Source organism: Streptomyces sp. NPDC000151 (genome assembly GCF_040301705.1).
Taxonomy (GTDB): Bacteria; Actinomycetota; Actinomycetes; order Streptomycetales; family Streptomycetaceae; genus Streptomyces.
The window spans coordinates 75128-89608 of the sequence record NZ_JBEPFC010000014.1 but is presented as its reverse complement, the minus strand read 5'-3'; the positions used below and the strand labels follow the sequence as shown (position 1 = coordinate 89608).

Here is a 14481-nt window from a genome sequence, read left to right as displayed (position 1 = left end):
AGGCCGGCGTCGGCGAGCGGACGCAGCACGCGGTGCTCCGTGGCGGCGCGGCTGCCGGGCCGGTCCGGGCGGCGGGCGTCGTCGGCGTTCTCGCCGTACGCGACCGCCACGAGGCCGTGTGCCCCGACGAGTTCGCCGGAGATGCGGGTGAACAGCTCGTCCTTGCAGTGGAAGCAGCGGTCCGGTCCGTTGGCCCGGTAGGCGGCCGACTCCCCTTCGTACGTGGTGACTTCGACGACCCGGGCGCCGAGGTGGGCGGCCACGTCGTGGGCCGCGGCGCGTTCGTCGGCGGCCAGGCTGGGCGAGACGCCGAGGACCGCGAGGACCCGGTCGGTGCCCAGCGCCCGTACGGCGAGCGCGAGAAGGAGTGAGGAGTCCACGCCGCCGGAGAACGCGACGCCCAGGGGCGCGGCGCCGTGCAGCAGTACGGCGACCGCGTCGGCCGCCGCGGCGTCCGGGCCGGTGAGCGCGGGGAGGTGCGGGGGTGTGAGGTGCGGAAGTGTCATGTGCGGCTCCTCAGTTGGTGCGCAGCCGGTGGAGGATCTCGCCCGCGTGCGGCACCACCAGGGTCTCCGGGTCGGCGGCGAAGGCGTCGAAGTCCACCTCGGCGGGGTCGAGATGGTTCAGATTCGCCGCGCGTACGACGTCCTCGGGGATGCCGGTGGCGAGCGTGACCGTGAGGCGGCACCGCTCGCCGCGCACCGGGTCGTACGTGCCGGCGCCGCGCAGGTGGGTGGAGTGCGCGAGGACGCCCCAGTGCAGGTGCCGGAAGCGGTCCCACTGTTCGGTGAAGTAGTCCCGGCAGTGGTAGCCGATGTCGGCGATCTCCGGGTGCATGGCGGAGAGCTGCGTGATGTGCGGTGCGTAGAGGACGACCTCGCCGCCGTCCGCGACGACCGGTTCCAGCTTGTAGAAGCCCTTGGCGGCGGTCCAGATGTCCTCGTACTTCTCGGGCATGACCGACAGGACGCGTCGCACGGGCGCGTCGAGGTAGCGGACGTGGGTCTCGGCGGAGACCTCGGCGGCCGCGGCCCAGGCCGCCTCCGGGGTGCCGTACGCGACGGAGTGCAGCGCGCCCGAGGTACCGGACTGCGCGACGACGCAGAGGGCGAGGCGGCGGCCGGGGATGAGCGCCGCGGCCTCGTCGATGAGGGCGCGTACGGGGGTGATGCCGCGGGTGCCGATGATGTCGGCGCTGGTGATGAGGGCGCCGAGCCAGTGCGAGAGGTCGATGATCTCCGCGCCCGCGACGCCGGGGAAGAAGTACTTGTTGCCGCCGGAGAAGCCGACGACCTCGTGCGGGAAGACCGGGCCGAGCACGAGGGTGACGTCGTGGTCGACGACGGCGCGGTTCAGCCGGACGTCGACGGCCTGGTGCAGCAGCCCGCCGGACAGCTCGCCGACCCGGTCGGCGGAGATCGTGCCGAGCGAGACGAAGGTGCCGGGGTCCCACCACTCGTGGTTGCGTACGGTCATGCCCGGATAGCGCGCGTGCAAGTCGCCCTCGGGGTAGCCGAGGTGCTGGGCCAGCCGGTGTTCGTCCATCGCGGCGTGGGTGCCGAGCGCGATCAGTACGGTCAGCCGGCTCACCCGCCCGGCGAGCGCGCCGTGCACCGCGGAGAGCAGCAGTGGCAGCGGGCAGCTGCGGGTGCCGTCGGGGACGACGACGCAGACGCTGCGGTCGTCCAGTTCGGCGTCGGCGAGCTGCTCGGCGAGGAACTCCGTCACCTGCGTCTCGCCGAGGACCGTGCCGGGCCCGCCGATACGGGCGGCCGCGGGTGCCGGTCCCCCGGCGTCGTGCTCGGCCTTCGGGTACGCGTTCTGCCTCATGGCGGAACGATCTCCGAGCACGGTGCGCGGGCGCAAGGGTGTGCGGGCAACTCGGCTCACGGCGCGCCATCGGGGCCGGGCGCCGAGGTGACGTCCGTACGCGAAAGGCCGCCCCCGCGGTCACGGAGGCGGCCTTCGCGGTGGATTTCCCGGTCCGTCCTACTCCGGCGGCGTCGGGGTGTCCTCGCAGCGGTACATGGCCTGCATGTCCAGCTCCAGCTTCACCGTCGGGCCGACGATGGCGATGCCGCGGGCGAGCATGTTGCGCCAGTTGAGGGTGTAGTCCTCGCGGTGCAGCTCGGCCGTGGCACGGGCCGCGCAGCGCAGTTCCTCGCCGTATCCGCCGTTGACGGCGCCGAGGTAGTTGGTGTCCAGGTTGACGGTACGGCTGACGCCGTGCATCTCCAGGACGCCCTGCACGGTCCACTTCTGACCGCCCTTATGGATGAAGCGGGTGGAGGCGAAGTGCAGGTACGGGTAGTTCTCGACGTCCAGGAAGTCCGCCGAGCGCAGGTGGCCGTCGCGTGTGTTGTTACCGGTGTTGATGCTCGCCGCCTCGATGCGTACCTCGATGCGGGAGTCGGCCATGTCCGGGGCGACGCGGATGCCGCCCTGGAAGCGGGTGAACCGGCCGTGCACGTTGGCCATGCCGACGTGCTTGGCGACGAACCGGATCGCGGTGTGCGGCGGGTCGAAGAGCCAGGTGCCGGGCTGGGGAAGCTCCAAGGGTGCGGAGGACTCCAGCCGGATCGACGAGAGCGGCAGGGTCTCGCCCTCGCGGACGTCGATGGTCTGCCGGTTCGGCTGGAGGCCGTCGGAGGAGACCAGGACGCTGTACCGGCCGACAGGCAGCGTGATGAAGAACAGACCGTACGGATCGGTCGTCAGCTTCGCCACCGTCTGCCCGCCGTGTGCCGAGGTCACGGTGACCTCGGCCCGGGGCAGCGGCTCTCCGAGCGGGTCGAGCACCTCACAGTTGAAGGCACCCGCACCCGGGGGGACGGGGTGCAGGAGGCCGGCTCCGCGCGGGCCGCGGCCGGCCCGCTTCCTCCGGAGCAGTGCGATGGGCATGCCATCACCTTTCTTCGCGGTGCATGTCAACAGGGCCCCTGGGGCGGGGCCGTGGGAGAGGGGGGTGACGGTGACCAAGACCGTCCCTGTGCCCACGATTTCATGCGCCGCACTGTGCTATTCACTCACCCCCACGGCACTGACCTGCGCAAATTCGGGCGCAATGGCACGAAGTGCGAGACGTTCACCCGTCGTGCACACTGCCTTCGCCCACCCGTGGTTCCCGGACGCCGCCGTCCTGCCCGGCGCCCGTGCCGACGCCCTCCTCCTGCTCCACGTAGCCGTAGACCTCGGGGAGGATGTACGTGGCCGCGAGATAGCCGGTCAGGGACAGCAGCGAGACGATCACGGTCGCCAGCGGCACGCCCAGCTCGGTGAAGAGGATCGGGAAGAAGAAGATGGTCACGAACGCGGCGAGCTTGACGAAGAGGTAGCCGAAGCCGGAGGCGGTGGCCTTGTACCGGCTCGGCGCGACCATCGAGGCGATGGTCATGCCGTTCGAGGCGTCCCAGTAGTGGCCCCACATCAGGCCGGCGGCGGCCAGTGGCACCAGTACGTGCCACTCCAGCTGCAGGAAGAGCGCGGCCAGCAGCAGGGAGACGAAGGCCGTGCCGAAGCCCCAGCGGGCGACGCCGCGGTGGCCCAGTTTCGGCGTCACCATCGGCGCCACGAAGCCGCTGATGGTGGCGATGATGTAGATCGCGCCGGTGACGAAGTTGGTGGCGCCGATGCCGGAGACCCCGGTGAGTACGAGGATGACCGGCAGGTAGAAGGCGAAGGCGGCGAACTCCGCGCCCTGCATGGCGTTGGAGATCCAGGCGAAGACGCTGGCCTTGCGGCGGATCGGGTCCTGCCAGATGCCGGCGAGGAAGTCGCGGGTGCGCGGCCGCTCGATGAGGAAGTCCTCGTCCGGCAGCATGTCCAGGTCGTCGTTGAACATCTTCTTCGCGACCACCTTGGCCTGCCGGAACTTGCCGCGCTGGACCAGCCACAGCGCGGTGTCCGGCACGTCCAGCCGGCCGATGAGCAGCGCGAGCGCGGGCAGCGCGCCGATGCCGAGGCCGATCCGCCACAGCAGGCCGTGGTCCATGCCGCTGAGGTACAGCACGGTGATCACCGCGATCGCGGCGATCTCGCCGAGCCCGAACATGCCTTGCCAGCGGTTGCCCATCACCTCCCGCTTGCCCTTGGGCATGGTCTCCATGATGTACGCGTAGCCCGTGGAGATGTCGCTGCCCAGCGGGATGCCGAGCAGGAAACGGATCGCCACCAGCTGCCACATGCTGGTCACGAAGGACTGGCTCAGCGCGAGCACCACGAACAGCGCCATCGTGATGATGAAGACCTTGCGCCGGCCGATGCGGTCGGCCACCCAGCCGCCGCCCAGCGCGCCGATGAGCGCTCCCAACTGCACGGCGCCGGAGGCGAGTCCGAGCATCGCGGCACTGGGGTGCAGGTCGTTCTTGACGAACAGCAGCAGGAAGGAGATCGCGTACAGATCCCATGCCTCGATCAGGATCGTCGAGATCATCAGCCAGCCGGTGCGCCGCCCCGCGTCGGTGCCTTGTTTGCTGAGGACGTGTTGTGCTGCGCGGTCGGACAGCTGCCTTATCTCCGCCTGAGTCGTCACGGATTCTCCTGACGTCGGCACGAATGGTCCAGGAAGGGTGGAGAATGTTCCGCCGTTCCGCCTGGCGAAACGTCGTTCAGGGGGGTGGAATATCGGGGGAAGCTAGCCCTAGCCTCGGAGAGGTGTCAACGAGTTCTGCACGGACGGATTCCGGTAAGCCGAACGACGGCGCGGGCCCCCGCAAGGTGCTGCGGCTCATCGAGGTGCTCTGCCACGCGCCGGGCCCCCTCCGGCTGGCCGAACTGGCGGCGGACGCCGCCGTGTCCAAACCCACGGCCCACCGGCTGCTGGCCACCCTGGTCGCCGAGGGCTGGGCGGTGGCGTACGCGGGCGGGCGGTACGGCATCGGCCCGACCGCCAGCGGCATCGGCGCGGCGGTGAGCCAGGGCCGCCGGCACACCACCGTCGAGGCGGTCCTCGTGGAGCTGCAGTCGCAGATCGGCCAGACCCTGCACATGGGCCTGCGCAGCGGCGACCGCGTCGTCTACACCCACAAGGTCGAGGGCGTGCAGCCGTTCGCGATGCTCTCCCGGGTCGGCATGCAACAGCCCCTGCACTCCACCGCCATCGGCAAGTGCGTCCTCGCCGGGCTCGACGCGCCGGCGCTGGCCGAGCTGGTGGGGCGCACCGGCCTGGAGCGGCGCACGGAGCGCACCCGCACCACCCTCGACGCGCTCGCCGCCGACCTCGCCGGCGTCCGGGAACGCGGCTACGCCCTGGACGACGAGGAGAACGAACCGAACGTGCGCTGCCTCGCGGCGCCCGTCCACACCCCCGACGGCCGCACGGTCGGTGCGGTCAGCGTCTCCACGGTGACCTTCGTCATCAGCCGCGAGGAGGTACTGGCGCTGGCGGACGCGGTACGGGACACGGCCCGGCGGGTGGAGTCGGTGATGGCATGAGTTGCCTGAGACTGTCCGATACGGAGGAGTCGCATGACGGAGACGGATACCCGGCCCCCGGCGCGGGTGGCGCTGTTCACCTCGTGCATGGGCGATCTGGCCGCGGGCGGCCCGGCACGCGCCACGGTGGAGGTACTGGAGGCGATGGGCGTCAGGGTGGAGCTGCCGCGCGGCCAGACCTGCTGCGGCCAGCCCGCACTGAATTCCGGGCACCCGGCGGAGGCCGGCGCACTGCTCGACCGCTGGCTGCGGATCTTCGCACCGTACGACGCGGTGGTCACCCCTTCCGGCTCCTGCGCCGCCTACCTGCACCACCACCTCGACCGGCTCCGCGAACCCACCTCCGATCAGCGCGCGCTCGTCGAACGCACCTATGAGTTCAGCCAGTTCGTCATGGCGTACGGCGCGGAACTCAAGCTCCGGCTGCGCGGCTCGGTCACGTACCACGACTCCTGTCATATGGCCCGCACACTCGGCGAGCGGCGTACGCCCCGCCAACTGCTCGGCCGCATCGATGGTTTGGAGGTGAGGGAGATGGCGGGCTGCGACACCTGCTGCGGCTTCGGCGGCACCTTCGCGGCGAAGTTCCCCGACGTGTCGGTGGCGATGGCCGACACCAAGCTCGGTACGGCCGCGGCGAGCGGCGCCGACTGGCTGGTCTCGGCGGACCCGGGCTGCCTGCTGCACCTGGACAGCCGGGCGCGGAAGGCCGGGCCGCCGGTCCGCACCCGTCACCTCGCGGAGCTGGTACGCGACGCGCTCGTCCCGACGGAGGTGCCCGCGCGACCGGGCACCGCGACGGAGGTGCCCGCATGACCGAGCAGCGCTCCTCGGCGCTCGCCGGGCGCGAGCGCATCCGTCCCGACCGGCCCGAGTGGGCGGCCGGCGACATCCCGCCACACCGCCGCCCGCTCCCCCTCATCACCCGCGACGCGCTGACCGTCCCCACAGCGCGCCCCACCCACGACCGCCTCGCCGCCCTGGACGGGGAACGGCACGTCGGCACCTGGACTCCCGAGGTGGCCGGGCTGCGCGAACGCGGCGCGGCCATCCGCCGCGAGACCCTGCCCGACCTGGAGAAGTACCTCCAACAGCTGACCGGGAACGTCGAGCGCAACGGCGGCGTGGTGCACCGGGCCGCCACGCCCGCCGACGCGCGCGCCGCCATCGAGCAGATCGCCCGGGAGAACGGCGTACGCCTCGCGGTGAAGTCCAAGTCGATGGCCACCGAGGAGATCCACCTCAACACCCATCTCACCGCGCAGGGCATCGAGGTGGTCGAGACGGACCTGGGCGAGTACATCGTCCAGCTGGCCGACGAGCGGCCGAGTCACATCGTCGCGCCCGCGCTGCACAAGTCCCGGCAGGACGTGGCGGATCTCTTTGGACAGCTGGCCGGTGACGAGGTGTCAGGTGACCCGGACGACCTGGCGGCCTTCGCGCGTACCAGGCTGCGCGCCGACTTCAAGGCCGCCGGCATGGGCATCAGCGGCGTCAACTTCGCGGCCGCCGACACCGGCACCCTCGCCATCGTCACCAATGAAGGCAACGCCGACATGGTGACCTCACAGCCGCGTATCCACGTCGCCGTGATGACCGTCGAGAAGGTCATCCCGCGCTTCGCCGACCTCGGCGTCCTCATCCCGCTGCTCTGCGACGCGGCCACCAAGCAGCGCGTCTCCGTCTACCAGACGCTCGTCAACGGGCCGCGCCGCGAGGGCGAGAGCGACGGCCCGGAGCAGCTGCACCTGGTCATCCTCGACAACGGCCGTACGAAGGCGCTCGGCACTCCGCAGGAGGAAGTGCTCGCCTGCATCCGCTGCGGCAACTGCCAGATCGCCTGCCCGGTGTACCGGACGGTGGGCGGCGGCCACCCGTACAGCGCGGTGTACGGCGGCCCGATCGGCGCCGTCCTCAGCCCGCTGCTCGGTGAGCCGGGCAGCGACTCCGACCTGCCTTTCCTCTCCTCGCTCTGCGGCGCCTGCCATGACGCCTGCCCGGTCAAGATCCCGATCCCCGACCTGCTGGTGAACCTCCGCGCGGAACACGAACGCGCACAGCCCACCGCATCGGTGTCCCGCGCCGGCTGGCGCGCCTGGTCGCTGGCATGGCGTACGGAGACCGGCTTCCGGGCCACGATGGCGGCGGCCCGGCTGGCGGGCCGGCTGCTCCCGGACCGGGTACTGGCCCGGCTGCCCGGACCCGGACGCGGCTGGGCACGCGGCCGCGCGCTGCCCGCGCTGCGCGAGGCGGGCGCCTTCCGCAGGTGGTTCCGGGACCGTACGAAGACGCCGTCGGGCACCAGGAGGCAGGGATGAACGGGGAGTTGGCGGAGCTCTTCCGGGAGCGGCTGGCGGCGGCCGGCGGGCTGGCCGAGCTCGCCGCCTCGCACGACGAGGCGCTGTCGCTGATCCGGCGCTGGGCGGGCGACCGCCCGGCGCTCGTGGACGACCACCCGGATCTGAAGGGCCTGGAGCTGGCCGGGGAGCGGCCCGCCGACCCGTGGGACGCCGAGGTAGGCGTCACCGGTGTGCTCGGCGCCGCGGCGGACACCGGGACCCTCGCGCTCGGCCCCGCGCCCGGCCGCCCGCGCGGCACGGCCGTCCTGCCCGGCACCCACCTCGCGATCGTGCCGCTCTCGCGTTTGTACGGTGACTACGCGGAACTGATCGCGGCGCTCGGCCGGCTCGACCCCATGCCGTCGGGGATGCAACTGGTCACCGGGCCCAGCCGGTCCGGTGACATCGAGTCGGCGATGATCCAGGGAATGCACGGGCCGCGGGCGGTGCGAGTGGCGGTGTACCCGGACGCGTGAGAGCCGCGCGGGCGGGCGCCTCGGCACCCGCCCGCGCGGTCCGCTAGACGGCCTGCGCCTGCTCCGCCTGCTGCCGGAGCAGCTTCTTGTCCGGCTTGCCCGCGTCCGTCAGCGGCAGCGCGTCGACGAAGGTGATGTGGGCCGGCTCGTACATCGCGCCGCGCTTTTCGCGCACCGCGGCGCGCAGCTCCTCCGCCTCGACGCCGCTGTCCGGGGCGGCCACGACCGCGGCGTGCACCTGCTCCATGTTGTCCGCGTCCCGGACGCCGAAGACCGCGCTCTGCAGCACCTTCGGGTGCGAGTTGAGCAGGTCCTCCAGCTCGGTGGTGTACACATGGCCGCCGACGACCACGATCATGTCCTTGATCCGGTCGACGACGGTGATGTAGTTCTCCTCGTCGACGAAGCCCACGTCACCCGTGTGCAGCCAGCCGTCCCGCAGCACCTCGGCGGTCAGCTCCGGCTGCTTCCAGTACCCGGTCATCGTGCCGGCCGACCGGACGCAGATCTCGCCCAGCTCGCCGGCCGGCAGGTCCTTGCCGTCGGTGTCGCGGATGGCCACCTCGACGCCGGGCAGGATCCTGCCGGCCGAGCGCAGCCGCTCCGGGCGCTCCGGGTCGTGCTCGTCGGCGGGCAGCACGCTGATGCCGCCGGCCTCGTTCTGCCCGTAGAACTGCACGAGCACCTTGCCGAAGCGGCGGACCGCGTCCGCGATACGGGCGGGCGAGGACTGGCAGCCGCCGTAGGTGAGGGCGCGCAGGCTGGAGAGGTCGCGGCGCTCGGAGTCCGGGTGGTCCATCAGCTGGTAGACCAGCGGCGGCAGCAGGAAGAGGTGCGTGATGCCCTCGCGCTCGACCGTGGCGAGCGCCTCGGCCGGGTCGAAGTCGTCGTGCAGTACGACGGTTCCGCCGCTGAGGAACATGACGTCGGCGAGCATCCCGGCGGCGTGCGCGATGGTGGTGCACACCAGCTGCTTCGGCGCGTACTCCGCCTCCTGCGCGTCGTGCATCATCCGGCGCATGCGGTTGAACTGTTCGAAGGTGGTGACGATGCCCTTGGGGTGGCCGGTGGTGCCGCCGGTGTGCCGGATGGTGCAGATGTCGTCCGGCAGGGCCCGGGTCACGAACGGCTCGGCGGGCTGCTCGGCGCCGAGCGCCAGCAGGTCCCGGCCTATCTCGCGCTTGGCCTCGCCGAGGGTGAGCACGGTCGGCACGGGCGCGCGCTCGACCAGCTCGGCGGCGCGGTCGGCCAGCCGCGGGTCGACGATCAGCGCGCGGGTCTCCACGTCGCGGACGATGTTGGCCTGCACGTCGGCGGAGAGCTTGTTGTACAGGTGGTTGACCCGGCAGCCGGCCAGGTTGGCGGCGTAGCGCGCGGCGATGGCCTCGGGGAGGTTGCCGCTGAGCAGTGTGACGGTGGTGCCGCGCTCGATGCCCTGCGCGGACATGGCGTGCGCCGTGCGGTGCACCAGGTCGTGGAACTCGCCCGCGGTCAGCCGGCGGTCGCCGTACACCAGGAGCTCACGTTCCGGGTCGGCCGCCAGCGCGTCGAGGATGTCCTCGACGTAGGTACGGAAGTCGGCCTCCGGTGAACTGCCCTGGTCTTCGTGGGGGGTTGTGGGGGTGGTCGGGGTTACGGCTGCCTCGGCAGGCATGAATCGTCCTCTCGTCACCGGCGCGCTCGTCCCCGCGCCCCGGTGGTGGTACTCCGTTGGTCGGTGGTGCCCAGGGCCGGCACGGCGCACGGCGGCGCACCCGGCACAAGTGAGCTCCCCCGCCCCGGGAATTTGGTTGCCCCAGACAACCAATTCCCATGCTAGCGCTCCACCCCGCCTGCTTGCACATCGCAATCCACCCGATCCAGGCACTTGACCCTCCCTTTTCCTTTCTTTTCCTTAGCCGTTCCCCTACTTGACCCTTCTTTCGCCCCTGACCGCGGCCACTTCCCTCGCTGGATACGGGCGTACGGATCGGGAAGGATGGCCCGCACCGTGGGCCGCGGCGCGGCCCGTTCTCCGCCGGAAAGGACATCGCAATGCCCCGTCAGGCCCCTGACCAGCTCGTCGTCACGCGAGCCACGCCGGAGGACTGGAAGCTCGTGAGCGAGTGGGCCGCGGCCGAGGGCTGGAATCCGGGCCTCTCCGACGCCGCCTGCTTCTTCACCCAGGACCCCGACGGCTTCTTCCTCGGCCGGATCGACGGCGAACCGGTCTCCGCCATCTCCGTCGTCAACTACAGCCCGGACTACGCCTTCCTGGGCTTCTACCTCGTCCGCCCGGACCAGCGCGGCCGCGGCCACGGCCTCACCACCTGGAAGACCGCGCTCGCACACGCCGGGGAGCGCACCGTCGGCCTGGACGGCGTACCGGCCCAGCAGGACAACTACCGCCGCTCCGGCTTCGAACTCGCCTACCGCACCAGCCGGTACGGCGGCTCGCTGCCGGCCGGCCGCCCGGCCCCCGCGCACGTCGTCCCGGCCGAGGCCGCGGGGCTGGACGCGATCCTCGCGTACGACAGCGCCCGGTACCCCGCCGACCGCCCGCGCTTCCTGCGCAACTGGCTCACCACCGAGGGCCATCGGGCGCTCGCCCGCGTCGTCGACGGGCGGGTGACCGGTTACGGCGTGATCCGCCCCGGCCGCGACGCCCACCGCGTCGGCCCGCTCTTCGCCGACACCGCCGACGACGCCCGGGCGCTGCTCGACGGGCTCACCGCCGACCTGGACGGCGCCCCCTTCGCCGTCGACGTCCCCGAGGCCAACCCGGAAGCCACCGCGCTGGCCACCTCCCTCGGCCTCACCCCGTCCTTCGCCACGGCCCGCATGTACACCGGCCCCGTCCGGCCCGTGGCCACGGCGAACGTCTTCGGGGTGACGAGCCTGGAGCTGGGCTGAGGAACGGGCTGCCGGTCGGGCCGACCGTGCGCTCCCGGGCGGCCACGCACCCTCCCGAGTGAATTCGAGAATTGACCGTACGTTCGAATATTTGGCCGGACGCAAGCAAGATCACTGAATAGCGTGGCAAGCCGGACAAGACCTCCACAGCGGACGCCTCGCAGAGGCCGTACAGAGGAAGGCAGCCATGGCCGTCACACCTGAGGGCACCCCCATCTGGATCGACGCTTCGTTCCCCGACCTGGAGGCGGCGAAGACCTTCTACGGCGAAGTGCTGGGCTGGACCTTCGGCGAGAGCTCGGCGGAGTTCGGCAACTACACCCAGGCGTACTCCGGCGGAAAGGCGGTCGCCGGCCTCTCGCCCAAGATGCCAGGGCAGGACTGGCCGACCGCCTGGTGTCTGTTCTTCGCCTCGTCCGACCTCCAGGCGGCCACGGGCAAGGTCCGCGACCTCGGCGGACGGATCGTCATCGACCCCATGGCCGTCGGGGACTTCGGGCACATGGCGATCGCCGCCGACCCCGCCGGCGTCACCTTCGGCCTCTGGCAGCCCGGCACCCACCGGGGCTTCGAGAAGCAGGGCGAGCCCGGCTCGTACTGCTGGGCCGAGATCACCACCCGCGAGGCCGAGCAGGCGGACGCGTTCTTCCCCGCGCTCTTCTCGTACGGCGTGCAGAAGATGCGGGACGAGGCCGTCGACTTCAAGCTCTACGAGCTGGACGGTGGCGCCACCCTCGGCCGGATGAAGATGACCGAGGACTTCCCGGCCGGGCTGCCCCCGCACATCAACCCGTACTTCGCCGTCGACGACTGCGACGAGGCCATCGCCCGGATCACCAAGCTCGGCGGCCAGGTGCACTTCGGCCCGCACGACAGCCCCTTCGGCCGCTTCGCCGCCGTCTCCGACCAGCAGGGCGCGAGCTTCTCCGTGATCGACATGGGGACGACGACGGGGGACATGCCGAAGTTCTCGTAAACAGGGCGGTGGCCGCCCGCCCGCCGGGACCGCACCCCGCGGTCCCGGCGGTGAGGCGCCCCCTCACCCCATGGACTCCAGGGCCGCCGTCAGCCGAGCCGTGACCGCCGCCGGCTGCACGGCATTCATCAGATGTCCGGCCGCCGGAATCTCCTCGTACCGCACCTCACCCGCCGCGCCCTTGAGTCCGTCGAGCATGATCTCGGCGGCCTTGCGCGGACAGAAGGCGTCCCGCTCGGCCCCGACGACCACGACGGGACACGTAATAGCGGCGAGCGCCGGGGTCAGCGGCCGCTCCCGCAGCCCGGCCATCGCGGCGGCCGCGTTCGCGTACCCGGCCCCGTCCCCAATGGCCGCCATCCGCCGCGCGGTCACCGCATCCACATCAACATCCGCATCCACATCCGCCTCCGCCTCCGCACCGTGCAGCGCGGCCGCCGTGTCCGCCCGCATCACCGCCGCCAGCCGCTCCCGGTCCCCGGCGCGCACCAGCCGGATCCGCTCCTCGTAGAACTCCACCGCGGCTCTCCCGACCACCGTGGAGGTCCCGAACACCACAGCCCCCGTGACCAGCCCGGGCGCGACCGCCGCCGCGGCCAGCACAATCGCACCCCCCAACGAGAACCCGACACACACAGCCGGCCCCGACACCCGCCGCAGGAACTCCAGCAGATCGTCCCGCAGTTGGTCGAGACTCCCCTCCGCAGCCCCGACCCCGCTCCCACCATGCCCCCGCAGGTCGTACGCGTACGTCCGCCACCCCGCAACCGCCCGCTGCTGCCGCTCCCACACCCCACCGTCCTCCCCCAGCCCATGCACCAGCACCACAGCGGGCCCGTCCCCGGCGACCCGGTACCGCACATCGATACCGTTCACCCGGACGCTCTCCTCGACCAGCATGTCTCTCCCCCTCCTCGGCTCTCCCGCCCGTTCGTCCCCTCATTTTTACCTCAGCCAACTTTGCGCCAAGTCTCCAGAAAATCCGCAGGGGAGGGCTGGGGTGGCGGGGAGTTCTCTGGCTGACTGTCCCGGGTGTGTGCACGTCAAGGAGGGTGCGCGTCGAGAGCGTGAGGAGATCCCAGAGATGTCACGAGCGTCCGCGAGGTCCGTGGCGATCGTGGCCGTGGTGGTCACGGCGGTGGCGGTCGTCGTGGCCATCGCGGGGGGTCTGTTCAGTGCGGCGGGCGGCCACTCCCCCGGGGTCGGCGTCCGGCGTGCCGCCTCCGACGGACTGCGGCACACCAGCATCGAGGTCTCGCCCGGCGGCTGCGGCGGCGGCTGGGGCCGGCCACGCGCCGGGGTGCAGGTCTTCGATCTGCGCAACACCGGTACGGTGCCGACCGAGGTGTACCTCAAGGACGTGGCGACCGGCGCGGTGCACGGCGAGGTCGAGGGGCTGGCGCCCGGCGCGACCCGGCCGCTCCGCGCAGACCTGGGCAATGGCACGTACGCGTTCACCTGTATCCCGGACGATGCCGGCGCGGTACGCGGGCCCGCGCGCCGGGTGACGGGCGCCGAGGGGCCCGGCGGGCCGGCCGCCACCCCGGTCAGCGTCCACGACCTGATCCCGCCCACGCTGGACTACCAGAGGTGGGTGCGGGGCCGGATGGGTGAGCTCGTGACGCGTACGGACGCGCTGGCGGCCACGGTCGACCGCGGCGACCTGGCCGGGGCGCGCGCCGCCTGGCTGACCGCGCACCTGGTGTACGAGCGGATGGGCGCGGCGTACGGGACGTTCGGGGACGCCGACGCCGCGATCAACGGCACCACGGCCGGGCTCGCGCGCGGCGTCCACGACCGGCACTTCACCGGCTTCCACCGCGTGGAGTACGGCCTGTGGCACGGCGAGTCAGCGGCCGGTCTGCGCGGCCCGGCGAAGCGGCTCGCCACGGACGTGCGGGCGCTGCGGCGCGATTGGGCCGACGCCCGGATGGACCCGCTCGATGTCGGGCTGCGCGCCCACGAAATCCTGGAGAACACCGTGCAGTTCGAGCTGACCGGCCGTACGGACTACGGCAGTGGCAGCAATCTCGCGACCGCCCGCGCCAACCTCGACGGCACCCGCGCTGTACTGAACCGGTTGCGACCCCTGTTGAAGCACCGTGCACCTGAACTGCCGGTAATTGAGCGGGGGTTGAAGCGGGCGGGGAAGCAGATGGAGGAAGTCGGGGGCGGCGGCGCGAGTGGTCGGTGGGTGCCGCTGGACCGGCTCTCCCGTGCGCAGCGGGAGCGGCTGAACGGGGCGTTCGGGGATCTCGTCGAGCGGCTGGCCGATGTGGCCGCGGTGCTCGATGTGCGGAGGACGGTTTCGTGAGCGGGACGAGTACTGGACGGTCCGGGAGTGCTGGGGGTGCCGGGGGTACCG

Annotated in this window: 13 protein-coding genes; 7 read left to right on the top strand and 6 right to left on the bottom strand. The window is 71.8% G+C overall.

The annotated features are described in order from the left end of the window. The 4 genes from ABT381_RS07275 to ABT381_RS07260 all read right to left on the bottom strand — a co-directional run. Positions 1-506, bottom strand: a 506-nt coding sequence (locus ABT381_RS07275; protein ID WP_351589040.1) for an asparagine synthase-related protein, incomplete at its 3' end; no start/stop codon positions are given. Between the two features lie 10 nt (positions 507-516). Next, complete coding sequence (locus tag ABT381_RS07270) at positions 517-1830, bottom strand: lactate racemase domain-containing protein (RefSeq protein ID WP_351589037.1); 1314 nt, start codon at positions 1828-1830, stop codon at positions 517-519. 159 nt (positions 1831-1989) lie between these two features. After that, the gene (locus tag ABT381_RS07265) at positions 1990-2901 is read right to left on the bottom strand and encodes a YceI family protein (protein WP_351589034.1); all 912 of its coding nucleotides are present in this window, start codon (positions 2899-2901) and stop codon (positions 1990-1992) included. A 184-nt stretch (positions 2902-3085) separates the two neighbouring features. Then, on the bottom strand, positions 3086-4531 hold the full coding sequence (locus ABT381_RS07260) for an MFS transporter (protein ID WP_351589031.1): 1446 nt from the start codon (positions 4529-4531) through the stop codon (positions 3086-3088). A gap of 122 nt (positions 4532-4653) precedes the next feature. Here ABT381_RS07260 and ABT381_RS07255 point away from each other — a divergent pair, with 122 nt between their 5' ends. The 4 genes from ABT381_RS07255 to ABT381_RS07240 are packed head-to-tail and all read left to right on the top strand — an operon-like array spanning position 4654 to position 8248. Then, positions 4654-5433, top strand: a complete 780-nt coding sequence (locus ABT381_RS07255) for an IclR family transcriptional regulator (protein WP_351589028.1) — start codon at positions 4654-4656, stop codon at positions 5431-5433. Between the two features lie 33 nt (positions 5434-5466). Continuing rightward, positions 5467-6249, top strand: a complete 783-nt coding sequence (locus ABT381_RS07250; protein ID WP_351589025.1) for a (Fe-S)-binding protein — start codon at positions 5467-5469, stop codon at positions 6247-6249. Further along, positions 6246-7751: a lactate utilization protein B gene (locus ABT381_RS07245; RefSeq protein ID WP_351589022.1), complete on the top strand. Its 1506-nt coding sequence runs from the start codon at positions 6246-6248 to the stop codon at positions 7749-7751. The genes ABT381_RS07250 and ABT381_RS07245 overlap by 4 nt, the downstream gene beginning before the upstream one ends. Further along, positions 7748-8248 (top strand): LUD domain-containing protein, encoded by a 501-nt coding sequence (locus ABT381_RS07240; RefSeq protein ID WP_351589019.1) that lies wholly within the window; start codon positions 7748-7750, stop codon positions 8246-8248. Before ABT381_RS07245 ends, ABT381_RS07240 begins: the two co-directional genes overlap by 4 nt. A 43-nt stretch (positions 8249-8291) precedes the next feature. On the opposite strand, the gene ABT381_RS07235 is transcribed toward ABT381_RS07240, so the two are convergent. Beyond that, positions 8292-9902 (bottom strand): AMP-binding protein, encoded by a 1611-nt coding sequence (locus ABT381_RS07235; protein ID WP_351589017.1) that lies wholly within the window; start codon positions 9900-9902, stop codon positions 8292-8294. Positions 9903-10282: 380 nt separating this feature from the next. Here ABT381_RS07235 and ABT381_RS07230 point away from each other — a divergent pair, with 380 nt between their 5' ends. Both ABT381_RS07230 and ABT381_RS07225 read left to right on the top strand, forming a co-directional pair. Continuing rightward, positions 10283-11140 carry a GNAT family N-acetyltransferase gene (locus ABT381_RS07230; protein WP_351589014.1) on the top strand — a complete coding sequence of 286 codons (858 nt, stop codon included), beginning with the start codon at positions 10283-10285 and terminating at the stop codon, positions 11138-11140. Positions 11141-11327: 187 nt separating this feature from the next. Continuing rightward, positions 11328-12116, top strand: coding sequence for a VOC family protein (locus tag ABT381_RS07225; protein WP_351589011.1), 789 nt, complete (start codon positions 11328-11330; stop codon positions 12114-12116). A gap of 63 nt (positions 12117-12179) precedes the next feature. Here the strand turns inward: ABT381_RS07225 and ABT381_RS07220 are convergent, their stop codons facing one another. Further along, positions 12180-13016 carry an alpha/beta fold hydrolase gene (locus ABT381_RS07220; RefSeq protein WP_351589008.1) on the bottom strand — a complete coding sequence of 279 codons (837 nt, stop codon included), beginning with the start codon at positions 13014-13016 and terminating at the stop codon, positions 12180-12182. A 184-nt stretch (positions 13017-13200) separates the two neighbouring features. Between ABT381_RS07220 and ABT381_RS07215 the strand changes: the two genes are divergently transcribed. After that, on the top strand, positions 13201-14430 hold the full coding sequence (locus ABT381_RS07215) for an EfeM/EfeO family lipoprotein (RefSeq protein ID WP_351589005.1): 1230 nt from the start codon (positions 13201-13203) through the stop codon (positions 14428-14430). Positions 14431-14481 lie beyond the last annotated feature (51 nt).

Bases quoted from the DNA above. Each gene is read 5' to 3' on its own strand.
- ABT381_RS07270 (WP_351589037.1), bottom strand. From the start codon at position 1,830: ATGAGGCAGAACGCGTACCCGAAGGCCGAGCACGACGCCGGGGGACCG.
- ABT381_RS07265 (WP_351589034.1), bottom strand. From the start codon at position 2,901: ATGCCCATCGCACTGCTCCGGAGGAAGCGGGCCGGCCGCGGCCCGCGC.
- ABT381_RS07250 (WP_351589025.1), top strand. From the start codon at position 5,467: ATGACGGAGACGGATACCCGGCCCCCGGCGCGGGTGGCGCTGTTCACC.
- ABT381_RS07245 (WP_351589022.1), top strand. From the start codon at position 6,246: ATGACCGAGCAGCGCTCCTCGGCGCTCGCCGGGCGCGAGCGCATCCGT.
- ABT381_RS07240 (WP_351589019.1), top strand. From the start codon at position 7,748: ATGAACGGGGAGTTGGCGGAGCTCTTCCGGGAGCGGCTGGCGGCGGCC.
- ABT381_RS07235 (WP_351589017.1), bottom strand. From the start codon at position 9,902: ATGCCTGCCGAGGCAGCCGTAACCCCGACCACCCCCACAACCCCCCAC.
- ABT381_RS07230 (WP_351589014.1), top strand. From the start codon at position 10,283: ATGCCCCGTCAGGCCCCTGACCAGCTCGTCGTCACGCGAGCCACGCCG.
- ABT381_RS07225 (WP_351589011.1), top strand. From the start codon at position 11,328: ATGGCCGTCACACCTGAGGGCACCCCCATCTGGATCGACGCTTCGTTC.
- ABT381_RS07220 (WP_351589008.1), bottom strand. From the start codon at position 13,016: ATGCTGGTCGAGGAGAGCGTCCGGGTGAACGGTATCGATGTGCGGTAC.
- ABT381_RS07215 (WP_351589005.1), top strand. From the start codon at position 13,201: ATGTCACGAGCGTCCGCGAGGTCCGTGGCGATCGTGGCCGTGGTGGTC.